At 63.5% G+C, this 21,858-nt stretch carries 20 protein-coding genes; 11 read left to right on the top strand and 9 right to left on the bottom strand.

From position 1 onward, the window contains the following. Positions 1–11: 11 nt before the first annotated feature. Positions 12–920, top strand: a complete 909-nt coding sequence (gene prmB / locus PFLCHA0_RS22100) for a 50S ribosomal protein L3 N(5)-glutamine methyltransferase (protein ID WP_011062621.1) — start codon at positions 12–14, stop codon at positions 918–920. Between the two features lie 51 nt (positions 921–971). Here prmB and PFLCHA0_RS22095 read toward each other — a convergent pair whose 3' ends face one another. Beyond that, positions 972–1,763 carry a hypothetical protein gene (locus PFLCHA0_RS22095; protein WP_015636593.1) on the bottom strand — a complete coding sequence of 264 codons (792 nt, stop codon included), beginning with the start codon at positions 1,761–1,763 and terminating at the stop codon, positions 972–974. Between the two features lie 99 nt (positions 1,764–1,862). Continuing rightward, positions 1,863–2,816, bottom strand: a complete 954-nt coding sequence (locus PFLCHA0_RS22090) for an alpha/beta hydrolase (RefSeq protein ID WP_015636592.1) — start codon at positions 2,814–2,816, stop codon at positions 1,863–1,865. Between the two features lie 141 nt (positions 2,817–2,957). On the opposite strand from PFLCHA0_RS22090, the gene aroC reads away from it, so the two are divergent. From aroC to PFLCHA0_RS22075, 3 genes are read left to right on the top strand one after another with little or no spacing between them, the layout of a single operon-like run. Beyond that, positions 2,958–4,049 carry a chorismate synthase gene (gene aroC / locus PFLCHA0_RS22085; protein ID WP_015636591.1) on the top strand — a complete coding sequence of 364 codons (1,092 nt, stop codon included), beginning with the start codon at positions 2,958–2,960 and terminating at the stop codon, positions 4,047–4,049. 34 nt (positions 4,050–4,083) lie between these two features. Continuing rightward, positions 4,084–5,232, top strand: a complete 1,149-nt coding sequence (locus PFLCHA0_RS22080) for an MFS transporter (RefSeq protein WP_011062617.1) — start codon at positions 4,084–4,086, stop codon at positions 5,230–5,232. Continuing rightward, on the top strand, positions 5,232–5,777 hold the full coding sequence (locus PFLCHA0_RS22075) for a 1,2-dihydroxy-3-keto-5-methylthiopentene dioxygenase (RefSeq protein WP_015636589.1): 546 nt from the start codon (positions 5,232–5,234) through the stop codon (positions 5,775–5,777). Before PFLCHA0_RS22080 ends, PFLCHA0_RS22075 begins: the two co-directional genes overlap by 1 nt. 73 nt (positions 5,778–5,850) lie before the next feature. Here the strand turns inward: PFLCHA0_RS22075 and PFLCHA0_RS22070 are convergent, their stop codons facing one another. Next, entirely contained in the window at positions 5,851–6,129 is a 279-nt protein-coding gene (locus tag PFLCHA0_RS22070) for a DUF3509 domain-containing protein (protein WP_015636588.1), read from the bottom strand. Between the two features lie 681 nt (positions 6,130–6,810). Between PFLCHA0_RS22070 and PFLCHA0_RS22065 the strand changes: the two genes are divergently transcribed. The 5 genes from PFLCHA0_RS22065 (at position 6,811) to PFLCHA0_RS22045 (ending at position 12,587) form a co-directional block, all read left to right on the top strand. Then, entirely contained in the window at positions 6,811–8,649 is a 1,839-nt protein-coding gene (locus PFLCHA0_RS22065; protein WP_015636587.1) for a long-chain-acyl-CoA synthetase, read from the top strand. Positions 8,650–8,746: 97 nt separating this feature from the next. Next, on the top strand, positions 8,747–9,265 hold the full coding sequence (locus PFLCHA0_RS22060) for an ankyrin repeat domain-containing protein (RefSeq protein ID WP_011062613.1): 519 nt from the start codon (positions 8,747–8,749) through the stop codon (positions 9,263–9,265). 109 nt (positions 9,266–9,374) lie between these two features. Next, positions 9,375–9,905, top strand: coding sequence for a hypothetical protein (locus tag PFLCHA0_RS22055; RefSeq protein WP_015636586.1), 531 nt, complete (start codon positions 9,375–9,377; stop codon positions 9,903–9,905). Between the two features lie 85 nt (positions 9,906–9,990). Continuing rightward, entirely contained in the window at positions 9,991–10,182 is a 192-nt protein-coding gene (locus PFLCHA0_RS22050; protein ID WP_015636585.1) for a PLDc N-terminal domain-containing protein, read from the top strand. 317 nt (positions 10,183–10,499) lie between these two features. Continuing rightward, the gene (locus PFLCHA0_RS22045) at positions 10,500–12,587 is read left to right on the top strand and encodes an LTA synthase family protein (RefSeq protein ID WP_011062610.1); all 2,088 of its coding nucleotides are present in this window, start codon (positions 10,500–10,502) and stop codon (positions 12,585–12,587) included. Between the two features lie 162 nt (positions 12,588–12,749). On the opposite strand, the gene PFLCHA0_RS31385 is transcribed toward PFLCHA0_RS22045, so the two are convergent. Then, complete coding sequence (locus PFLCHA0_RS31385) at positions 12,750–12,902, bottom strand: DUF3309 family protein (RefSeq protein ID WP_007945780.1); 153 nt, start codon at positions 12,900–12,902, stop codon at positions 12,750–12,752. A 308-nt stretch (positions 12,903–13,210) separates the two neighbouring features. Here PFLCHA0_RS31385 and PFLCHA0_RS22035 point away from each other — a divergent pair, with 308 nt between their 5' ends. Next, positions 13,211–14,026 (top strand): SDR family oxidoreductase, encoded by an 816-nt coding sequence (locus tag PFLCHA0_RS22035; RefSeq protein WP_011062608.1) that lies wholly within the window; start codon positions 13,211–13,213, stop codon positions 14,024–14,026. 65 nt (positions 14,027–14,091) lie between these two features. Continuing rightward, positions 14,092–14,424 carry a YnfA family protein gene (locus PFLCHA0_RS22030; RefSeq protein ID WP_011062607.1) on the top strand — a complete coding sequence of 111 codons (333 nt, stop codon included), beginning with the start codon at positions 14,092–14,094 and terminating at the stop codon, positions 14,422–14,424. Positions 14,425–14,460: 36 nt separating this feature from the next. On the opposite strand, the gene PFLCHA0_RS22025 is transcribed toward PFLCHA0_RS22030, so the two are convergent. The 5 genes from PFLCHA0_RS22025 to mnmC form a co-directional block, all read right to left on the bottom strand. Beyond that, a complete protein-coding gene (locus tag PFLCHA0_RS22025) occupies positions 14,461–14,688 on the bottom strand; it encodes a YheU family protein (protein WP_011062606.1) in 228 nt (75 codons plus the stop codon). 84 nt (positions 14,689–14,772) lie between these two features. Next, a complete protein-coding gene (locus tag PFLCHA0_RS22020) occupies positions 14,773–15,957 on the bottom strand; it encodes an osmoprotectant NAGGN system M42 family peptidase (protein WP_015636583.1) in 1,185 nt (394 codons plus the stop codon). A gap of 126 nt (positions 15,958–16,083) precedes the next feature. After that, positions 16,084–17,829 (bottom strand): N-acetylglutaminylglutamine synthetase, encoded by a 1,746-nt coding sequence (gene ngg / locus PFLCHA0_RS22015; protein ID WP_011062604.1) that lies wholly within the window; start codon positions 17,827–17,829, stop codon positions 16,084–16,086. A 3-nt stretch (positions 17,830–17,832) separates the two neighbouring features. Continuing rightward, positions 17,833–19,605, bottom strand: a complete 1,773-nt coding sequence (locus PFLCHA0_RS22010) for an N-acetylglutaminylglutamine amidotransferase (protein ID WP_011062603.1) — start codon at positions 19,603–19,605, stop codon at positions 17,833–17,835. A 203-nt stretch (positions 19,606–19,808) separates the two neighbouring features. After that, on the bottom strand, positions 19,809–21,785 hold the full coding sequence (gene mnmC / locus PFLCHA0_RS22005; protein WP_015636582.1) for a bifunctional tRNA (5-methylaminomethyl-2-thiouridine)(34)-methyltransferase MnmC2/FAD-dependent 5-carboxymethylaminomethyl-2-thiouridine(34) oxidoreductase MnmC1: 1,977 nt from the start codon (positions 21,783–21,785) through the stop codon (positions 19,809–19,811). Positions 21,786–21,858: the final 73 nt, after the last annotated feature.

Below are 21,858 nucleotides of genomic sequence, written 5' to 3'. Positions count from 1 at the left end.
GAGTCTGTGCCGTGATCACTTCCCGCCTGCGCACCTTGCGCGACCATATCCGCTGGGCTGTCAGCCGCTTTCATGGGGAGGATCTGTTCTTCGGCCATGGTACCGACAATGCCTGGGACGAGGCCCGTCAACTGGTGCTCGGCGCCTTGCACCTGCCTTGGGAAATTGCCGACAGCTACCTTGATTGCGCGTTGGAAGACGACGAGCTGGTCCATGTGCAACACCTGCTCAAGCGTCGTATCCAGGAGCGCGTGCCTACCGCCTACCTGCTGGGCGAGGCCTGGTTCTGCGGCATGTCGTTCATTGTCGATGAGCGCGTGCTGATTCCCCGTTCGCCGATTGGCGAGCTGATCGAAAAACGTTTCGAACCCTGGCTGGGCAGCGAGCCGGCACGGATTCTCGACCTGTGTACCGGTTCCGGCTGCATCGGTATCGCTTGTGCCTATGAATTCCGTGATGCCGAGGTGGTGTTGGCGGACCTGTCCTTCGAAGCCCTCGAAGTGGCCAACCAGAACATCGAGCGCCATGGCGTCGATGAGCGGGTGTTCACGGTCCAGGGCGATGGCTTCGATGGCCTGCCCGGGCAGCGCTTCGACCTGATCGTGTCCAACCCGCCCTATGTCGATGCCGAAGACTTCGCCGACATGCCGGATGAATACCAGCACGAGCCCGAGCTGGGCCTGGCCTGTGGCGAGGACGGCCTGAACCTGGTGCGGCGGATGCTGGCCGAGGCGGCGGACCACCTGACCGAGAAGGGCTTGCTGATTGTCGAGGTGGGCAACAGCCAGGTGCATGTCGAGGCGCTGTACCCGGAGGTCGACTTCGCCTGGCTGGACTTCGAGCGCGGTGGCCACGGTGTGTTCATGCTGACCGCGGAGCAGTGCCGCGAACATCAGGCGTTGTTCGCGTCCCGGGTCTGAGCCGATTGCCGGCCCGCGCAACGCGGGCCTCTGGCGGTCAGGCGTTGCGGCTCAGCGATGAGTCGCAATCCAGATCAGCAGCCCGGCCTGGAACACCGCAAAGGCCACCAGGCAGGTGATGGTGAAGCGCAGACCGGTGTCCTCGCGCTTGTACTTGGTGACTTTCTCTTCCTGCTTGCGCAGCTTCACTTCCAGTTCTTCAAGATTCTGTTCGGCCTGCTGGAGCATCTGCGCCGCTTCCAGAATCTCCACGAACTGCAGCTTTTCGCTATTCCACTGGCCCAGCAGTTCACCCACCTGGACATCCTTGACGCTGCCCTTGAGGTGCTGGGCATCGGCATACACCACATCGAAACCCTGGGTGCGCAGCACGTGGTCACGACGCAGGCGCGTGTCTTCGTTGAGGGCATCCTTGTTCGCCAGGTCGAAGCCGTCGATCCGGTAGTGCGGCCACTTCTTTTGGGCCCACTGCGCTGCCTGGGCCAGCAGGAAACGGCCGATTCCGCGGTTCAGCGGTTCGACCTGCAGGCCGCTTTCGGGCTCGAAGTGCACCCGGCGAGTGTCGTGCTCGACCCACACATCCAGGTGATTCTGTTCCTTGCGCACCCGTTGGCCGGGGAGGCTGATGGTCATGCGCAGCAGGCTGTGCTCTTTGTTGTTGCGTTCGGCATAACCGAACTCGACAAAGCGCAGAGGCCGTCCGCCCGTGGCGCGGTCGGTCTGCAAGGGTGCCAGGCGCAGCATCTTGTGGTGCTCGGCCTGCACATCGGCCCACGGCAGCGGCGGCGCTTCCGGGGCGGCGGCTTCCTGCTCGGTGGCGGGTGAGTTCGGGGTATCAGTCATAACGGCGAGATCCTGTCCAATCGCTGCGCGCCGACAGCAATTGAACGGCCGGCAAAGTCTTATCGGCCGTTTTTTTCAGGACTGGAGGGCAAAAACAGCCTAACGGGTGTGAAGTCCGTCAATAAAATCGATGATCGCGCTGCCCAGTTCCGCTGCCAGGGGCAATTGCGGGTCCTTGTAGGAGGCCAGCTGGCGCTTGAGGTCATTGGGCACGATGCGCATCACATGGTTCATGCCCTCGATCAGTGCCAGTTGCGCATCCGGTTTGGCGGCCTTGAGGACCCTGGCGTCATCGACGCTGACCTGGATGTCGTTGCTGCCCTGGATGATCAGCGCCGGCATCTTCAGGCGGGCGAAGGCCGCCGCCGGGTCTTCGCGAAACAGGGTGATCAGGTAAGGCTGCACGCTGGGGCGAAAGATGACTTGCAGGGCAGGGGGCACATCCGGGTCGACCTTGCCGGCCTTGAGGCTGTCCAGCAGCTCATTGCTGCGCAGCATCAGCGCCGGTGGCAGGCGGTAGCTCAACTGCTGGCGCAGGATCTGGTCCACCGGGCGGGCGGTTCCGGAGATCGAGATAACGCCTGCGGCATTCAGTTGCGGTGCCGCCAGCGTGGCGATCAGTGCGCCTTCGCTATGCCCCAGGACTATCAGTTGGCCCAGGCGTGGATCGGCCTTGAGCTTGTTGCCCCAGGCCACGGCATCCGCCACATAGGCGTCCAGGGTCAGGTTGCGTTCGTCCGGGGTCGCGGCGAGGCTGGCCGCCACGCCGCGCTTGTCATAACGCACGCTGGCGATGTTGTGCTTGGCCAGTACCCAGGCCAGGCGCTTGAGGCTGTCGTTGCGCCCGCCATCGGGGTTGTTGCCGTCGCGGTCAGTGGGGCCGGAGCCGGAAATGATCAGCACCACCGGCACCGGCTGCTCGGACTTGGGTAGCAGCAGCGAGCCGTACAGCTCACCGTGCCCGGTGTCCAGGCTCACGGGGCGTTGCAGGACGGCCGCATGAACCAGGCCGGTGAACAGGGAAAGGCTCAAGAGAAGAACTCGCAGCATCATCGCGCCATCATGGATAAGGTGCCGGTTTGACTCGGTAACAGGCAGAAGGTTCGAGGATGAACTAGTTGGGTAGCCTGCGTATACTGGCGCACGCGCTAATCCAGATTGAGTTATTTCGGCTGATTTCACGGAGCTCCCTGCATGTCCGGCAATACCTACGGCAAGCTGTTCACTGTCACCACCGCGGGCGAAAGCCATGGTCCGGCGTTGGTCGCCATTGTCGACGGCTGCCCGCCGGGCCTGGAACTGACGCTGGAGGACTTGCAGCGTGACCTGGACCGGCGCAAGCCTGGCACCAGCCGCCACACCACCCAGCGCCAGGAACCCGACGAGGTCGAGATCCTCTCCGGGGTGTTCGAAGGCAAGACCACCGGCTGTTCCATCGGCTTGTTGATCCGCAACACCGATCAGAAGTCCAAGGACTATTCGGCGATCAAGGACCTGTTCCGCCCGGCTCACGCCGACTACAGCTACCACCACAAGTACGGCATCCGCGACTACCGTGGTGGCGGCCGCAGCTCGGCCCGGGAAACCGCCATGCGCGTGGCGGCCGGGGCCATTGCCAAGAAGTACCTGGCCAGCCAGGGCATCGTGATTCGCGGCTACATGAGCCAGCTGGGCCCGATCGAGATTCCCTTCAAGACCTGGGATTCGGTAGACAACAACGCCTTCTTCAGCCCTGATCCGGAAAAGGTTGCGGAGCTGGAAGCCTATATGGACCAGTTGCGTCGAGACCAGGATTCGGTCGGAGCGAAGATCACCGTGGTGGCCGAAGGGGTGATGCCGGGCCTGGGCGAGCCGATTTTCGATCGCCTGGACGCCGAGCTGGCCCATGCGCTGATGAGCATCAACGCGGTCAAGGGCGTGGAGATCGGCGCCGGTTTCGCCTGCGTTGCCCAGCGCGGCACCGAGCACCGTGACGAACTGACCCCGCAAGGTTTCCTCAGCAATAACGCCGGCGGCATTCTGGGCGGCATCTCCTCGGGGCAGCCGATCGTCGCTCACCTGGCGCTCAAGCCGACCTCCAGCATTACCACCCCCGGGCGCTCCATCGATATCGACGGCAACCCGGTGGACGTGATCACCAAGGGGCGCCACGACCCGTGCGTGGGCATTCGCGCCACGCCGATCGCCGAGGCGATGATGGCCATCGTGCTGATGGATCACCTGCTGCGCCACCGCGGCCAGAATGCCGACGTGCGCGTCAGCACGCCGGTGCTGGGCCAGCTGTAATGCCGGTCCTGCCAGTCGCCACGGTCTGAAGGCCGTGGCGGCACTTCCCTACTGGCGGCTTTCCAGTTTCTACCTGTTCTATTTCGCGCTGCTGGGCTCGACCGCGCCATTCCTGGCGCTGTATTTCGATCACCTGGGGTTCTCCAGTGCGCGCATCGGCGAACTGGTGGCCATTCCCATGCTCATGCGCTGCGTGGCGCCCAACCTTTGGGGCTGGCTGGGGGACTACACCGGGCGGCGCCTGGCGATCGTGCGTTTTGGTGCGTTCTGCACCCTGGTCTGTTTCTCCCTGATCTTCGTCGACAAGAGCTATGCCTGGCTGGCCATGGTCATGGCCCTGCATGCTTTTTTCTGGCACGCGGTGCTGCCGCAGTTCGAAGTGATCACCCTGGCGCACCTGCAAGGCCAGGCCTCGCGCTACAGCCAGATCCGCCTCTGGGGCTCCATCGGCTTCATTCTTACCGTGGTGGCCCTGGGGCGTTTGTTCGAGTGGTTGAGCCTGGACATCTACCCGGTAGCGCTGGTGGTGATCATGGCGGGCATCGTCCTCAGCAGCCTGTGGGTGCCTAACGCCCAGCCTCGGGTGCAGGGGCCGCGGCACGCCGGGGAGGGCTTTGTCAGGCAACTGCGCAGCCCCGGTGTGCTGGCCTTCTACCTGTGCGTGGCACTGATGCAGATGAGCCACGGCCCCTATTACACCTTCCTGACTCTGCACCTGGAGCGCCTGGGCTATACCCGCGGGGTGATCGGCATGCTCTGGGCCCTGGGTGTGGTGGCCGAAGTGTTGATGTTTCTGGCGATGAGCTGGCTCCTGGCGCGCTTTTCCGTGCGGCGAGTGCTGCTTGCGAGCTTCCTGCTGGCGGCTCTGCGCTGGTTGCTGCTGGGCAGCCTGGCGGAACACCTCGGGGTGCTGTTGTTGGCTCAGGTGCTGCACGCGGCGACCTTCGGCAGTTTCCACGCCGCCGCCATTCATTTTGTGCAGCGCAGTTTCGGTGCCCGCCAGCAAGGCCAGGGCCAGGCGTTGTACGCGGCCCTGGCGGGAACCGGGGGCGCCCTGGGGGCCCTGTATTCGGGTTATAGCTGGAATGCCCTGGGCCCCACATTGACCTTTAGTATTGCCAGCGTCGCAGCCTTGGCCGCAGCCGTTATCATTGCCACCCGCATGCAAGAGGAGTTGCCGTAATGAGCAGCCTGTCCGTCTACCACGTATCCAGTCCGGACCTGCCGAACAAGGTCCTGACCCACTTCGACGATATCGCTGCAACCCTGGCCGAGCAGGGGATTCGTTTCGACCGCTGGCCTGCCACCACGCGTGTTGCACCGGGCACCAGCCAGCAAGAAGTGATAAGCGCCTATCAGGAGCAGGTCGATCGCCTGATGACCGAGGGTGGCTACGCCAGCGTGGATGTCATCAGCCTCGATGAAGACCATCCGCAGAAGGCCGAGCTGCGCGCCAGCTTTCTCGATGAGCACCGCCACAGCGAGGATGAAGTACGTTTCTTCGTTGCGGGCCGGGGCCTGTTCAACCTGCACATCGATGACTATGTGTACGCCGTACTGTGCGAAAGGAATGACCTGATCTCGGTGCCGGCGGGCACCGCCCATTGGTTCGACATGGGCGAGCGGCCGAACCTGGTGGCCATCCGCATGTTCAACAACCCCCAGGGCTGGAACGCCAGCCTGACCGGCGACGCGATCGCCAGCCAGTTCCCGCGCCTGGACGATTGAGCGGGGAGCACAACGTCAACGGGCCGGACCCACGCAAGGTGGGGCCGGCCCGGACAGGTGCAGCGCAAGCGGCTTACGCGCAGTGGTAAGTCGGCAGGGCAAAGCGGTTCTGGCTTTGCAGCATGGAGATCTGTGGCAACTCACTGGCCTGTTCGGCCAAGTCCCGACGAATTGCGCTGATGACCCACGACAGTTGGTCGGCGGCGTGCAACTGTGCGTAGGAGATCGAACGCTTGAACTGTTTGCCTTCGCTGTTGCGCAGGGTCAACAGGATGCCACCGTCAGGGCGTGGCTGGGTGGTCACTTCGAAGTTGGAGAACAGGGAAGAAAATTTTTCTTGGATCAGGCTCATGTCTATCAGCTCCGTTAGCTCTTGAAGGGCAAGCGTGGAGTGATAGGTGCAGCGATTGTGCCAGTATCGTTTTTTTAAAATATCCTTTAAAAACAATAGCTTATAAAAATCCAAAAAGCGCCTGTTCGTGCAAATTGCATGAATGGCCATCGTGCATCCTGCATTTTGCAGGTCCGCAGGGGGTGTTGGCGGGTGCCGTGGCAGTGTTGTGACCGCGGGCCAGGGTGGAAAATTCAATCGTTGAAGCGGGGACAAGTACGCTGCGTGGGGAGACCGAGGGTAGATACAAAAGTTTGCAAAAACCCCGTGTACAGCGTCGCGAGAGCTGACGTATTTTCCAGCCAGTCACGTTGGTTCAACCTGGCCTCGGCGGCCCCGCGAAAGCGGCTTGAACGGCGTTTCTGCGACATGGAATGTGTTGTGGCGCGATCTTGCGATCCCGCCCGACCAATAATAAGAACATAGGACGCTCTCCATGAACCTTTCCTGCGCCTCATCGCCGGTGCTCTTTGCAGCCCTGCGCTTGTCCTGCCTTCATCCCTTTGCGAGAGATATCCACAGCTCCCGCGTGCCGCTCGCCGCACCCTGGATCGCTACCCCCGGTTGAGCCTTGCGCCGCTGTTGCCAACGCCCGGCCGGCCAGGCCCGGGCCCAGATCCTTGCTGTGCAACCGGAGCAACCATGAACAAGCACAAGAGCGACATGATCACCTGGGGCATGATGCTGCGTAAGGTGCCCTCCATTGCCAGGGCACTGCCGCGGGTGGTGCGGGGCATGAAAGCGGGCAATATCGACAACCCGGACCAGCCCTGCGGCCTGGGCTGGAGCTTTGAGCAGGCGACCCTGCGCAACCCCGAGGGGCCGGCCTTGCTGTACGGTGACCGGGTGCTCAGTTATGCCCAGGTCAATCAGTGGGCCAACCGCATTGCTGCCTACCTGCAGGAGCAGGGCATCGGCAAGGGTGATGTGCTGGCGATCTTCATCGAGAACCGCCCGGAATTGCTGGTTACGGTGCTGGCGGTGGCCAAGCTCGGAGGCATTTGCGCGATGCTCAACACCGCGCAGACCCAGGGCGTGCTGGCGCACAGCCTGGCGTTGGTGAAACCGGCGGCGATCATCCTCGGCGGCGAGCTGCAGGCCGCTTACTCGGCGGTACGCGAGCAGGTGGGCATCGATCCGCAGCGCACCTGGTTCGTGGCCGATCAGGACACCTTTGCCGACCCCGGGCCGACCCCCGAGGGAATGCGCAACCTGATGGCCGAGAGCGCCGGTTACCCATCGGACAACCTGGCGCAGACCCAGCGCATCTTCCTCAACGACCCTTGCTTCTACATCTATACCTCCGGCACCACGGGGCTACCCAAGGCCGGAATCTTCAAGCATGGGCGCTGGATGCGCACCTCTGCCGGCTTCGGCACCATCGCCCTGGATATGCAGCCCGGCGACGTGGTGTATTGCACCTTGCCGCTGTACCACGCCACCGGTCTGTGCGTGTGCTGGGGTTCGGCGATTACCGGCGCCTCGGGCTTTGCCATCCGCCGCAAATTCAGCGCCAGCCAGTTCTGGGATGACGTGCGCCGCTACAAGGCCACGACCGTGGGTTATGTCGGGGAGTTGTGCCGCTACCTGATCGACCAGCCGGCTTGCGCACGGGATACCGAGCACGGGGTCTCGAAGATGATCGGCAACGGGCTGCGCCCGGGCGTCTGGAGCGAGTTCAAGCAACGTTTCGGCGTCGGTCATATCTGTGAGTTGTATGCCGCCAGCGACGGCAATATCGGTTTCAGCAACATCCTCAACTTCGACAATACCGTGGGCTTTTCCCTGATCCCCTGGGCGCTGGTGGAATACGCCCACGACACCGGTGCGCCACTGCGCAACAGCCAGGGCTTCATGCAGAAGGTGGCCAAGGGCGGCCAGGGGCTGCTGCTGGCGAAGATCGACGACAAGGCGCCCCTGGATGGCTACACCGACCCGGAAAAGAACCTCAAGGTGATTCTCAAGGACGTATTCGAGAAGGGCGACTGCTACTTCAACACCGGCGATCTGCTGCGCGATATCGGCTTTGGCCATGTGCAGTTCGTCGACCGGCTGGGAGATACCTATCGCTGGAAGGGCGAGAACGTTTCCACCACCGAGGTGGAGAACGTCCTCCTGGGGCACCCGCAGGTTGCCGAGGTGGTGGCCTATGGGGTCGAGATCCACAACACCAACGGTCGGGCCGGGATGGTGGCGATCACTCCGGCAGAATCCCTGGCGACCCTGGATTTCAGCGAGTTGCTGCAGTTCGCCCGGCAGCAGTTGCCGGCCTACGCAGTGCCGCTGTTCCTGCGGATCAAAGTGAAGATGGACACCACAGGCACCTTCAAGTACCAGAAGAGTCGCCTCAAGGAGCAGGCATTCGATCTGCAGCAAATCGGTGACGAGCCGGTGTATGCCTGGTTGCCGGGCTCGGATACCTACGTGCGGCTGACCCCGCAGATTCTCGCGGACATTCAGGGCGGGCGCCTGCGTTATTGATTCTGCCTATGGTGGCTCTCGGGAAAAAAGGGATGACAGGCTGGCGCCGGCTTGGGGAAACTAGCGCCTTTCCGAATTGCCGAACCTGGAGTTTCCGATGACCGACAAAAGCCGCCAGATGACTGAAGAAGAGGCCGCCCAGTTTGTCGAACAGGTGTTCAACGTGGCCCGCCAGGGCGACGCACAGATGCTCGACAAACTGGCTGCCAGTGGCCTGCCGGTCAACCTGCGCAATCACAAGGGCGACACGCTGCTGATGCTCGCCGCCTATCACGGCCATGTGGACGCGGTGCAGGTGCTGCTCAAGCACCAGGCCGACCCCGAGATCCGCAACGACAATGGCCAGAGCCCGATTGCCGGGGCTGCCTTCAAGGGCGACCTGGCGGTGGTCAAGGCGCTGGTGGAGGGGGGCGCCCAGGTGGAAGGCTCGTCCTTCGACGGACGTACCGCGCTGATGATGGCGGCGATGTTCAACCGCACGGAAATCGTCACCTACCTGATCAGCCAGGGCGCCGACCCCAAGGCCCGCGACAGCAATGGCGTGAGTGCCCTGGAAGCGGCCAAGACCATGGGCGCCATGGATACCACGGCGCAGCTGGAAAAACTCCTGGCCTGAGCCGGCGATGATCGGGGCGTGCAGGCGTCAGGTGCTGCCTGGCGTGATAGCTCGGGCACTTTAGGCTATCCTTCGCGCCCCTTGATTTCCTCGCTTCCAGGATGTGCCCATGAAAACCGCCCTTATCGAACTCATTAGCAAGATCAGCTCCGGGTGCATGGGCGATGCCGAGATCCAGCAGATCGCCGAGGAGGCGAGCCAGGCCTACGCCGACCCTCAGGGATTCCTGGCAGCCAACCCGGATATCAACTACGACGACAGCTTCCCCATTCCCCTGGGGGAATGGGTGGTGGTCGGCAGCCTGCCGGAAACCGTGTTGTTTCAGGCCGATACCTATGTCGACCTGTTCGCCCAGATCGTCGCCTCGTTCGGCAAGGACGTGGCTTTCAACATCAAGCCCAAGCAGTTGGCCAAGATCGAAGCCCTGACGGCCTTGAACCGCATCCAGATCCAGATGGGCAGCATGAACCCGGAAAACGGCGGCTATGTGTTGATGAACTTCAGCCAGTTGCTGGATGACGAGTTGCAGATGGTACTGGTCTACGGCAACGACGTGCCGCGGGTGCTGGAGCTGTGCGCCGAGGTCGGGATCGCCGCAGCGCCGGCCCTGGAGGCCTTGAAGATCGCCGTTCATGTCTGAAGCCCGAGCGGCTGTGGAATAAAACGGAACCCTGATCCAGCACGGCTATCCTAAAGAGGCACGCCATCATTTAGGGAGCGACACCATGGGTTCCACCTTCAATGGCCTGGTTGGCCTGATCATTCTGGCCCTGGATATCTGGGCCATCATCAACGTACTCAAAAGCGGCGCCGAAACCGGGATGAAGGTCCTCTGGGTGCTCTTGATCATTCTCCTGCCGGTGCTGGGGCTGATCATCTGGGCGATCGCCGGGCCGCGAGGCAATGTGCGGCTCTGAAGCTGGAGACGCAGGTTGCACAGGGAAAAGGGCCGTCAGGCCCTTTTTTGTGTGACTAAACATGCGTTGAACGAAATTTTCACAAACGCTCTAAGACAATTCGCCGGCGCTTTTTCCCCGGTATAACTCTCTGTAATCTCTTGTCCCAGAGCCGTTGGCAGTGGGTTTTTCGGTGCTGCCCACTAATCAATGGCAATGCCTTGAGTGATCGTGCAACATTTGCGCACCGCGAATTCCCCCGTCGCCCTGGCGGCAACAAGAGGGCAGAACGCAGCTTTATCTTTGCAACTTAAACTTCCAATGGGTCCTAAAACCACATGGCAAACTCGGATGCCCTGAGTCAGCAGCGATCCTCGAATCGCCTGCTGCAACCGACCGTTAAATCCCATCTGGCCTACACGCTGTTGTGCGCCCTGGTCATGATGGTGATGCTTTCCCTGTTGCGCGTCGCGCTGCTGATCTACAACCGCGAGATGATTCTCGACACTCCGGCCTCGACCTTCCTCGAAGCGTTTGCCAACGGGCTGCGTTTTGATCTGCGGCTGGTGGTCTACCTCAGCGTACCGCTGCTGCTGGCGCTGTTCAGCGCCCGGGCCATGGCGGCTCGCGGGGTGTTGCGCTTCTGGCTGACAGTCACCTCCAGCATCGCGCTGTTCCTCGGCCTGATGGAGATGGACTTCTACCGAGAGTTCCACCAGCGCCTCAACGGCCTGGTCTTCCAGTATGTGAAGGAAGACCCGAAAACCGTGATGAGCATGCTCTGGTACGGCTTCCCGGTGGTCCGCTACCTGCTGGCCTGGGCCGTGGGCACCTGGATCCTGAGCCTGGCATTCAAGGGGGCCGACCGCGCCACCCGGCCCCGCGGCCCGTTCAGCGGCGGCAATGTCGGCACCCGGCAGATTGCCCCCTGGTATGCGCGCATTGCGGTGTTCGTGGTGTGTCTGCTGATCTGCGTGGTTGCAGCCCGTGGCACTCTGCGCCAGGGCCCGCCGATGCGTTGGGGTGACGTCTACACCACCGAATCCAACTTCGCCAACCAGTTGGGCCTCAATGGCACGCTGCAACTGATGGCGGCGGCCAAGGATCGTCTGTCCGAGGACCGCACCAATATCTGGAAGGCCACCTTGCCTCAGCCTCTGGCCCAGCAGACCGTGCGCGACATGCTGCTGGTGCCGAGTGACAAGCTGGTGGATGCCGATATTGCCGCCGTACGCCGCACCTACACGCCGGATGGGGAAAAGACCCTGCCGATCAAGAACGTCGTGGTGATCCTGATGGAAAGCTTCGCCGGGCATTCGGTGGGTGCCCTGGGACGTCCGGGGGAGATCACTCCGTACTTCGACAAACTGTCCAAGGAAGGCCTGCTGTTCGACCGCTTCTTCTCCAACGGCACCCACACCCACCAGGGCATGTTCGCCACCATGGCGTGCTTCCCCAACCTGCCTGGCTTCGAATACCTGATGCAGACCCCGGAAGGCAGCCACAAGCTGTCCGGCCTGCCGCAATTGCTCAGTGCTCGCAACTACGATGACGTGTATGTCTACAACGGCGATTTCGCCTGGGACAACCAGTCGGGGTTCTTCAGCAACCAGGGCATGACCAACTTCATCGGCCGTAACGACTTCGTCAATCCGGTGTTCTCCGACCCGACCTGGGGCGTGTCCGACCAGGACATGTTCAACCGCGGCCTGGAAGAGTTGAAGGCCCGGGAAGGCAAGGGGCCGTTCTATGCCCTGCTGCAGACCCTGTCCAACCACACGCCGTATGCCCTGCCCACGCCTTTGCCGGTGGACAAGGTGACCGACCGCGGCAGCCTCAACGAACATCTGACGGCCATGCGCTACTCCGACTGGGCCCTGGGCCAGTTCTTCGAGAAAGCGCGCAAGGAGCCTTACTTCAAGGAAACCCTGTTCGTGGTGGTGGGCGACCATGGCTTCGGCAACGAGCAGCAGATCACCGAAATGGACCTGGGGCGCTTCAACGTGCCCATGCTGATGATCGCTCCGGGCATCCAGGAAAAGTTCGGCCAGCGTGACCACACCGTGGGCACCCAGATCGACATCGTGCCCACCATCATGGGTCGCCTGGGTGGCGACGTACTGCACCAGTGCTGGGGGCGCGACCTGCTCAACCTGCCGGAAGGCGACAAGGGCTTCGGCGTGATCAAGCCTTCGGGCAGTGACCAGACCGTAGCGCTGCTGACGGCGGACCGGGTGCTGGTGCTGCCCAAGGAAATGCCGCCACGGCTGTACAAGTACGAGCTGGGTTCGGCACCGGGGGGCGAACTGATCCCGGATTCTGCCGATGAGGCGCAGCTCAAGCAGAAGCTGGAATCCTTCCTGCAGACGGCGACCAAGAGCTTGCTCGACAACACCGCAGGCGTGGTCAACGGGAAACCGGACTAAACGCTGCAGCGCCGGCCCTGTCATGCGGGGTTGGCGCAAGTTGCCCGCGTGAATAGAACACCCCACAAGTGGGGTGTTTTTTATTCGGGCTAATAAAAAGGCGCCGGTGAAGACCGGCGCCTTTTTACGTTCAAACATGCTCTGGGGCGAGCAATAAGGGCGTTATATCCTGCCCAGCAGCAAGAGTACCAACAGCACCACCAGCACGACGCCAATGATTCCTGAAGGCCCATAACCCCAGCTTCTGGAGTGCGGGAATACTGGCAGGCCGCCAATCAGCAGCAGAATCAGAATAACGATCAGAATGGTGCCCATGGCTGTTTCCTTATTGGAATAGAGTTGAACAACGCAGTTATTCAAGGACAAGTTCGTTTTAGGGATAAAGCGAACCGCTTAATAAATCCGACTCTGCGCCCTTCCAGAAAATTCCAAGTATTTTTAAAGCTTTCCGCTTTCGGTCTTATTTCCTTTGCGCCTGCCCGGAGCAGGGGGGGCGGATGACAGGTCGGGGGCACCGGGCCGGCGGTTTGCCCGGGGCATTCAGCACCCTGATGGTGCGTGGGTGGCGCAGGGGCCTTCGCTACACTGCGGCTCATCTTCCCCGGAACAACAAGGCAACTCTTATGCAAAATCGCATGATGATCACTGGCGCCGGCTCCGGCCTGGGTCGCGAAATCGCTTTGCGCTGGGCCCGCGAGGGCTGGCGGCTGGCCTTGTCCGATGTCAGCGAGGCGGGCCTGCAGGAAACCCTGAAACTGGTGCGTGCAGCCGGTGGTGACGGTTTTGTGCAGCGTTGCGATGTGCGTGACTACAGCCAGTTGACCGCCTTCGCTCAGGCCTGCGAGGTGAAGTTCGGCGGCATCGACATCATCGTCAACAACGCCGGCGTGGCCTCTGGCGGGTTCTTCAGCGAACTGTCGCTGGAGGATTGGGACTGGCAGATCGCGATCAACCTGATGGGGGTGGTCAAGGGCTGCAAGGCCTTCCTGCCGCTGCTGGAGCAGAGCAAGGGCAAGATCATCAATATCGCTTCCATGGCGGCCTTGATGCAGGGCCCGGCCATGAGCAACTACAACGTGGCCAAGGCCGGAGTGGTGGCGCTTTCCGAGAGCCTGTTGATCGAGCTCGCGCAGCAGGAAATCGGCGTGCATGTGGTCTGCCCGTCGTTCTTCCAGACCAACCTGCTGGACTCCTTCCGGGGGCCGACCCCGGCCATGAAGGCCCAGGTGGGCAAGTTGCTGGAAAACTCGCCGATCACCGCCGCCGAGATCGCCGACTACATCCATGCCCAGGTCGATGCCGGCCAATTCATGATCCTGCCCCATGAGCAGGGCCGTATGGCCTGGGCCCTGAAGCAGAAAAATCCCCAGGCGCTGTACGACGAAATGACCCTGATGGCCGACAAGATGCGCGCCAAGGCCAAGCAAAGCGCCAGTTGAGCTTGCCCAATCCCCCTGGGCGTCGTTAGGGTTGCCGGCATCCGACAATCCTGACGAGTTCCTGCATGCTCAATTACCTGTGGTTCTTCCTCGCCGCGCTGTTTGAAATCGCCGGCTGCTATGCGTTCTGGATGTGGCTGCGTCAGGGCAAGAGTGCCTTGTGGGTGATTCCCGCGCTGGTCAGCCTGACCCTGTTCGCCCTGTTGCTGACCAAGGTCGAGGCCACCTACGCCGGGCGCGCCTATGCCGCCTACGGAGGCATCTATATCGTCGCTTCGATTGGCTGGCTGGCAGTGGTGGAGCGGGTACGGCCCCTGGGTTCGGATTGGCTGGGGCTGGCGCTGTGCGTGATCGGGGCCAGTGTGATTCTGTTCGGCCCGCGCTTTTCCAATGGCTGAATAACCCGGCCCAGAGAAGCTGGGCCGGGGGTAGGGTCAGTCGAACAGCTCCTTGGGCACATCGTGCTTGAGCATCAGTTGGCACTGTTCGCTGTCCGGATCGAAGACGATTACCGCCTGGCCCTTGGTCAAGGCCTGGCGCACCCGCAGCACACGGGTCTCCAGGGGCGTTTCATCACCGTTGTCGGTGCCCTCGCGGGTTACGAAGTCCTCGATCAGGCGGGTCAGGGTGTCGACTTCAAGTTGGTCGTGGGGAATCAGCATGGGGGCCTCCGGCAAACAATCCGGGATCCTACTGCGCCCGGGGCCGTGCCGCCAGCCAGGGCGTGCACAAACGCCGGGGCGGGTTCAGGATTTCTGCCCCACCAGGCTGTCCACCGAGGGCACCCGGGTATCGCTTTCCATTTGTGCATCGTGCTCCAGTTGATGGCTGAAGCGGTCCAGTGAGCCCTGGGCCGGTTGCGCGTCGCTGGCAAATACCGGCGGGCTGAGGATGTAGGCCCCCAGCAGGCGGCTGAGTGCCGCCAGGCTGTCGATATGGGTGCGCTCATAGCCGTGGGTGGCGTCGCAACCGAAGGCCAGCAGCGCAGTGCGGATGTCGTGGCCGGCGGTGACCGCCGAATGGGCGTCGCTGAAGTAGTAGCGGAACAGGTCGCGACGCACCGGCAACTCGTGTTCGCCGGCCAGGCGCAGCAGGTGGCGGGACAAGTGATAGTCGTAGGGGCCACCGGAGTCCTGCATGGCCACGCTCACCGCATGTTCGCTGGAGTGCTGGCCCGGGGCGACCGGGGCAATGTCGATGCCGACGAACTCGCTGACGTCCCAGGGCAGGGCCGCTGCCGCACCACTGCCGGTTTCTTCGGTGATGGTGAATAGCGGATGGCAGTCGATCATCAGCGGCTCGCCGCTGTCGACTATGGCCTTGAGCGCGGCCAGCAGCGCGGCGACACCGGCCTTGTCGTCCAGGTGCCGGGCGCTGATATGGCCGCTTTCGGTGAACTCGGGCAAGGGGTCGAAGGCAACAAAGTCACCCACGCCTATCCCCAGGGATTCGCAGTCGGCGCGGGTGGTGCAGTAGGCATCCAGGCGCAGCTCGATGTGGTCCCAACTGATGGGCAGTTCGTCCACCGCGGTGTTGAAGGCGTGCCCAGAGGCCATCAGCGGCAGGACGCTGCCGCGCAACACGCCGTTGTCGGTGAACAGGCTGACCCGGCTGCCCTCGGCAAAGCGGCTGGACCAGCAGCCCACCGGGGCCAGGGTCAGGCGGCCGTTGTCCTTCACCGCGCGCACGCTGGCGCCAATGGTGTCCAGGTGCGCCGAGACGGCCCGGTCCGGGCTGTTCTTCTGGCCCTTGAGGGTGGCGCGAATGGTGCCACGACGGGTCAGCTCGAAGGGGATGCCCAGTTCTTCAAGGCGTTCGGCGACATAGCGCACGATGGTGTCGGTAAAGCCGGTGGGGCTGGGAATGGCGAGCATTTCCAGGAGGACTTTCTGCAGGTAGGCGAGGTCGGGTTCGGGAATCTTGCGGGTCATGGAAACTCCTGATGAGAAACGGCCATCGATGGTTTCGATGAGGGCATGGATGCAGGGCCAGGGGGCGCCTTCGCTGCCAAGCCAGCTCCTACCAGTGAGGGTAGGAGCCGGCTTGCCGGCGAAGGATCACGGCGCCGGTTGGCTGTGGGGAAACAGCAGGTCGACAAAACGTTCGGCGGTGGGTTGCGGTTCGTGATTGGCCAACCCGGCGCGTTCGTTGGCTTCGATGAACACGTACTCGGGCTGATCCGCCGCCGGCACCATCAGGTCCAGGCCCACCACGGGAATGTCCAGGGCACGGGCTGCGCGGATGGCGGCGTCGGCCAGGGTCGGATGAAGGATGCCGGTGACGTCTTCCAGAGTGCCGCCGGTGTGCAGGTTGGCGGTGCGCCGTACAAACAGCCGCTCCCCGGCGGCCAGTACGCTGTTGTAGTCGTAGCCGGCGGCGTGCAGGGTGCGCTGGGTCTCCTGGTCCAGGGGGATTTTGCTCTCGCCGCCGGTGGCCGCCTGGCGGCGACGGCTGCGGGCTTCGATCAGCGCGCCGATGGAGTGCTGACCATCACCGATGATTTCCGCGGGACGGCGGATAGCCGCTGCCACCACTTCAAAGCCGATCACCAAGATGCGCAGGTCCAGGCCTTCGTGGAAGCTTTCCAGCAATACCCGGCTGTCAAAGCGGCGGGCGTGGTCGATGGCCTTTTGCACCTCTTCGATGGTCCGCAGGTCCACCGCCACGCCTTGTCCCTGCTCGCCATCCAGGGGCTTGACCACCACCCGCTGGTGCTCGTCGAGAAAGCCCAGGTTGTCATCGGCGTTGCCCGCCAGTTGCTGCGCCGGCAGGTTCAAGCCAGCACCCTTGAGCACCTTGTGGGTCAGGCTCTTGTCCTGGCACAGGCTCATGCTGATGGCGCTGGTGAGATCGCTCAGTGATTCCCGGCAGCGTACCCGGCGCCCGCCGTGGCTGAGGGTGAACAGCCCGGCGTCGGCGTCATCCACCTGCACATCGATGCCCCGGCGATGAGCTTCCTCGACGATGATCCGCGCATAGGGGTTGAACTCCGCCTGGGGCCCGGGGCCGAGGAACAGCGGCTGGTTGATGCCGTTCTTGCGCTTGATGGCGAAGGTCGACAGGGTGCGAAAGCCGAGTTTGGCGTAGAGGTTCTTGGCCTGGCGGTTGTCGTGCAGCACCGACAGGTCGAGGTAGCTCAGGCCGCGGCTCATGAAGTGTTCGATCAGGTGGCGCACCAGCACTTCGCCGACGCCCGGGCGACTGCAGTCGGGGTCCACTGCCAGGCACCAGAGGCTGCTGCCGTGTTCCGGGTCCTGGTAGGCCTTGTGGTGATTGAGGCCCATGACGCTGCCGATCACCGCGCCGCTGTCTTCGTCCTCGGCCAGCCAGTACACCGGCCCGCCCTGATGGCGCGGGGTCAGCAGTTGCGGGTCGATGGGCAGCATGCCGCGGGCCTGGTACAGCTGGTTGATGGCTTGCCAGTCGGCTTCGCTCTGGGCGCGACGGATGCGGAAACCGCGAAATACCCGAGTGGCCTGGCGGTAATCGCTGAACCACAGGCGCAGGGTATCGGAAGGGTCGAGGAACAGTTGCGCCGGTTCCAGCCCCAGCACTTGTTGTGGCGCCGCCACATACAGAGCGATGTCGCGTTCGCCAGGTCGCTCGTTGAGCAACTCCCCGGCCAGGCTGGTGGGGTCGGGAAAGGTATGGCCGATCAGCAGGCGGCCCCAACCGCAATGTACCGCGATCGGTTCGCACCCGGGTTCGCTGCCGTCTTCGGCGAAGCGCGCCTGCAGGCGTTCATAGGACGGCGCCTGGCCGCGCAGCAGGCGTTGGCTGTAAGCCGTGGCGTGAGCTTTCATCGGTCAGATTCCTTGTTCGCTGAGCCACAGGTTCAATGCCGCCAGTTGCCACAGCTTGGAGCCGCGCAAGGGCGTCAACTGGCCCTGGGGATCGGTCAGCAGGCGGTCGAGCATGGCCGGCTTGAACAGGCCGCGATCCTGGCTCGGGTCCAGCAGCAGTTCGCGTACCCAGTCCAGGGTCGCGCCCTGCAAGTGCTTGAGGCCCGGCACCGGGAAGTAGCCTTTCTTGCGGTCGATCACCTCGCTGGGGATCACCAGCCGCGCAGCTTCCTTGAGCACCTGCTTGCCGCCGTCCGGCAACTTGAAGCGCGCCGGCACCCGGGCCGAAAGCTCCACCAGGCGGTAGTCGAGGAACGGCGTGCGCGCCTCCAGGCCCCAGGCCATGGTCATGTTATCCACACGCTTGACCGGGTCATCCACCAGCATCACCGTGCTGTCCAGGCGCAGGGCCTTATCCACAGCTGCGTCGGCGCCGGGCTGGGCGAAATGCTCGCGGACAAAATCCCCGGCGGCATCGTTGGCGGTCAGCCACTGCGGTTGTACGGTGGCCGCGTAGTCGTCGTAGCTGCGGTCGAAGAAGGCCGCACGGTAGGCCGCGTAGGGGTCGCTGGCGCCGTCCACCTGCGGGTACCAGTGGTAGCCGGCAAAGAGTTCGTCGGCGCCCTGGCCGCTTTGCACTACCTTGCAGTGCTTGGCCACTTCCCGGGACAGCAGGTAGAAAGCGATGCAGTCGTGGCTGACCATCGGCTCGCTCATGGCCCGAAAGGCCGCGGGCAACTGTTCGATGATTTCACGTTCATCGATGCGCAACTGGTGATGCCGGGTGCCGTAGTGCCGGGCAATCAGGTCGGAGTACTGGAACTCGTCGCCCCGCTCGCCACCGGCGTCCTCGAAGCCGATGGAGAAGGTCGACAGGTTGTCCACCCCGACCTCTCGCAGCAGGCCCACCAGCAAGCTGGAGTCGACACCGCCGGACAGCAGCACGCCCACATCCACTGCTGCCCGTTGGCGGATGGCCACCGCTTCGCGGGTGCTGTCCAGCACCCGGTCACGCCAGTCTTCCAGCGTCAGGTTGGTTTCGTCGGCACGGGGGCCGTAGGGCAGGGTCCACCAGGTCTGCTGCTCGGTGCGGCCGTCGGCCTCGATACGCATCCAGGTGGCCGGCGGCAGTTTTTCGATGCCTGCCAGCAGGGTTCGCGGTGCTGGCACCACGGCATGGAAGTTCAGGTAGTGGTTGAGCGCCACGGGGTCGAGCAACGGGTTGATGTCGCCACCTTTGAGCAACGCCGGCAGGGCCGAGGCGAAGCGCAGGCGCTGGCCGGTGCGCGACAGGTACAGCGGCTTGACCCCGAGGCGGTCGCGGGCGATGAACAGGCGCTGGGCATCGCGCTCCCAGATGGCGAAGGCGAACATGCCGTTGAGCTTGGGCAGCAGGTCCGCGCCCCAGGCGTGGTAACCCTTGAGCAACACCTCAGTGTCGCCGCCGGAATAGAAGGCATAACCCTTGGCTTCCAGTTCGGCGCGCAGTTCGGGGAAGTTGTAGATCGCGCCATTGAAGGCCAGGGACAGGCCCAGTTGGTTGTCGACCATGGGCTGCGCCGAGCCGTCCGAAAGGTCCATGATTTTCAACCGTCGATGGCCGAGGGCAATCGGGCCCTGGCTGTGAAAGCCCCAGGCGTCCGGGCCGCGAGGGGCCAGGTGGTGGGTGATTCGTTCAACCGCTGCCAGGTCGGCAGGTTGATGATCAAAGCGTAATTCGCCAGCTAGTCCGCACATAAGTCCTTACCGGTTTTTCCGTTGGGGAGAGTCAATCTGCCGCCGTCAAAAGGGCGGCTACCTGGAAACTGACCTGTGCGTAACTCGGGAGTTTTAGATCGATCGGTTATAAGCAGTTGAGTGGAGGCAGACGGTTGGATGTAGCGCTTGGTGCTGGCCAGCGGCCATTGGCGGCGCTGGAAAATCAGCGCCGCCGCTCTGCTTCAGGCCTTGCCGCGAATCAGGCGACGCAGGGCAAAACGGTTCGGATGGCAGGCTTCGGCCACGCTTCTGGGCAGGGGCAGGGGCTCGTTTTCCAGCCAGGCGGCCAGCAGCTCGCCGGACAGCGGCGCGGTGATCAGCCCACGGGAACCGTGGCCACTGTTGATGTACAGGCCGTCGAGCCAGGGGCAGGGCAGGTCCGGCACCTGGCGCGCATCCTTGCCCAGGGCGGCGTAGGTTTCGGCAAAGGCAAGCGGGTCCGCCAGGGGGCCGACGATGGGCAGGTAGTCCGGGCTGGTGCAGCGAAAGGCCGCGCGGCCTTGCAGGCTGTCCAGGGGCAGTTGCTCGGCACCCAGGCGGTGCAGCAGGTCGCTGGAGATTTCCCGCAGCATCTCCAGGTTGCCGGCATGCTCGGCGCTGGTGGGGGTCAGGTCCTGGCTCTTGAAGTCGAAACTGGCGCCCAGGGTGTGTTCCCCCAGGCGCGCGGGGGCGACGTAGCCTTCGGCGCAGACCACCGTGGCCAGGCTCTGGCTTTGTGCGGTCTGGGGCAGGCGGGTGATCTGCCCGCGAATGCGCTTGAGGGGGAGGTCGGCGCTGGCCGGGAAGCGCTTGATCTCGGCCGCACCGGCGAGGATCACCACCGCGGCGCTGGCCAGCATCCGGTCGCCGTCCCAGGCTTGCCATTGCTCATCGACCCGGCGCAGTTCCAGGACTTCCCGGTGTGTCAGGACCTGGATCCGCGGGTGGCTGGCCTGCCATTGGCACAGGGCCGGCGGATGCACCCAGCCACCTTCGGGGTAGAACAGGCCTCCGTGCTCAAGGCCGATACCGGCCCGGGCCTGGGCTTGGGGTTGGTCCAGCAAGTGCAGCAGGTCGGCGGGAAAAGCCGCGGCCAGTTGGGCCTGGCGCTCGGCTTCCTTGGCGTTGAAGGCCAGTTGCAGCACGCCGCAGCCATCCCAGTCCTGGCCGCGCTGCAGGTGCTCCAGTTGGCGCCGGGTATAGCCGAAGCCGCTGAGGATCATCTGCGACAGAGCGGTGCCGTGGGCCGAGAGCTTGAGGTAGAGCACGCCCTGGGGATTGCCCGAGGCCTCCCGGGCCAGCTCTGCATGACGCTCCAGCAATTGCACCTGCCAGCCGCGGGCGGCCAGGCTGGCGGCGCTGGCACAACCGGCCAGCCCGCCGCCGATCACCAGGGCGGTCTTCTCTTGCCGCGGGGGGCGGGCGAACCAGGGCCTGGCCCTGGCCGGCGCCGGCGCATCCTCCGGCCAGCCGAGGAACTCGCCTCGCAGTACCTCCCATTTGTGGCCGATGCCCGGGGTACGTTTCATCTTGAAGCCGGCACTGTTCAGCAGCCGGCGCACCCAGCCGGTGCTGGTGAAGGTACTGATAGTGGAACCCGGGGCGGCCAGGCGCGCCAGTTCGGCGAAGAGCTCGGCGGTCCACATGTCGGGGTTCTTGGCCGGTGCGAAACCGTCGAGAAACCAGGCATCGACCTGGGCGTCCAGTTGCGGCAGTTGCTCCAGGGCATCGCCGATCAGCAGGGTCAGGGTCACTCGCCCGCCCTCCAGCACGATGCGCTGGAAGCCGCCATGCACTGCCACGTACTGCTGCAGCAGCGGTGCACAGAGGCTCGCCAGTTCCGGCCACAGGGCCAGGGCCCGTTGCAGGTCGGCAGGGCTCAAGGGGTACTTTTCCACACTGACGAAATGCAGCCGGGCACCGGTCGGGGCCTGTTGCTGGAACAACTGCCAGGCGCAGAGAAAGTTCAGCCCGGTGCCGAAGCCTGTTTCACCGATAACGAAGCGTTTGCCATCGGCCAGGGCGGCAAAGCGCTGGCCCAGGCGGTTCTGTTCGATGAACACGTGGCGGGTTTCATCCAGGCCCGATTCGCTGGAGAAGTACACATCGTCGAAGACCCGCGAGCGCGGGCGTCCTTGGTCGTCCCAGTCGAGCTGGGCGTGGGGCAGTTCAGGGATCATGTTCGGCTCATGTTGCGCAAGGCGGCCATTCTAGCCGATCGCGCCGGCGGCGCTTGATCCATGGCAAGGCGCT

The organism is Pseudomonas protegens CHA0 (assembly GCF_000397205.1).
GTDB lineage: Bacteria > Pseudomonadota > Gammaproteobacteria > Pseudomonadales > Pseudomonadaceae > Aquipseudomonas > Aquipseudomonas protegens.
This window is presented reverse-complemented; position numbering and strand designations above follow the sequence as displayed.

Bases quoted from the DNA above. Each gene is read 5' to 3' on its own strand.
- PFLCHA0_RS22065 (WP_015636587.1), top strand. From the start codon at position 6,811: ATGAACAAGCACAAGAGCGACATGATCACCTGGGGCATGATGCTGCGT.
- PFLCHA0_RS22045 (WP_011062610.1), top strand. From the start codon at position 10,500: ATGGCAAACTCGGATGCCCTGAGTCAGCAGCGATCCTCGAATCGCCTG.
- PFLCHA0_RS22055 (WP_015636586.1), top strand. From the start codon at position 9,375: ATGAAAACCGCCCTTATCGAACTCATTAGCAAGATCAGCTCCGGGTGC.
- PFLCHA0_RS22035 (WP_011062608.1), top strand. From the start codon at position 13,211: ATGCAAAATCGCATGATGATCACTGGCGCCGGCTCCGGCCTGGGTCGC.
- PFLCHA0_RS22075 (WP_015636589.1), top strand. From the start codon at position 5,232: ATGAGCAGCCTGTCCGTCTACCACGTATCCAGTCCGGACCTGCCGAAC.
- PFLCHA0_RS22070 (WP_015636588.1), bottom strand. From the start codon at position 6,129: ATGAGCCTGATCCAAGAAAAATTTTCTTCCCTGTTCTCCAACTTCGAA.
- PFLCHA0_RS22050 (WP_015636585.1), top strand. From the start codon at position 9,991: ATGGGTTCCACCTTCAATGGCCTGGTTGGCCTGATCATTCTGGCCCTG.
- PFLCHA0_RS22095 (WP_015636593.1), bottom strand. From the start codon at position 1,763: ATGACTGATACCCCGAACTCACCCGCCACCGAGCAGGAAGCCGCCGCC.
- PFLCHA0_RS22030 (WP_011062607.1), top strand. From the start codon at position 14,092: ATGCTCAATTACCTGTGGTTCTTCCTCGCCGCGCTGTTTGAAATCGCC.
- PFLCHA0_RS22090 (WP_015636592.1), bottom strand. From the start codon at position 2,816: ATGATGCTGCGAGTTCTTCTCTTGAGCCTTTCCCTGTTCACCGGCCTG.
- mnmC (WP_015636582.1), bottom strand. From the start codon at position 21,785: ATGATCCCTGAACTGCCCCACGCCCAGCTCGACTGGGACGACCAAGGA.
- PFLCHA0_RS22020 (WP_015636583.1), bottom strand. From the start codon at position 15,957: ATGACCCGCAAGATTCCCGAACCCGACCTCGCCTACCTGCAGAAAGTC.
- aroC (WP_015636591.1), top strand. From the start codon at position 2,958: ATGTCCGGCAATACCTACGGCAAGCTGTTCACTGTCACCACCGCGGGC.
- ngg (WP_011062604.1), bottom strand. From the start codon at position 17,829: ATGAAAGCTCACGCCACGGCTTACAGCCAACGCCTGCTGCGCGGCCAG.
- PFLCHA0_RS22060 (WP_011062613.1), top strand. From the start codon at position 8,747: ATGACCGACAAAAGCCGCCAGATGACTGAAGAAGAGGCCGCCCAGTTT.
- PFLCHA0_RS22025 (WP_011062606.1), bottom strand. From the start codon at position 14,688: ATGCTGATTCCCCACGACCAACTTGAAGTCGACACCCTGACCCGCCTG.
- PFLCHA0_RS31385 (WP_007945780.1), bottom strand. From the start codon at position 12,902: ATGGGCACCATTCTGATCGTTATTCTGATTCTGCTGCTGATTGGCGGC.
- PFLCHA0_RS22010 (WP_011062603.1), bottom strand. From the start codon at position 19,605: ATGTGCGGACTAGCTGGCGAATTACGCTTTGATCATCAACCTGCCGAC.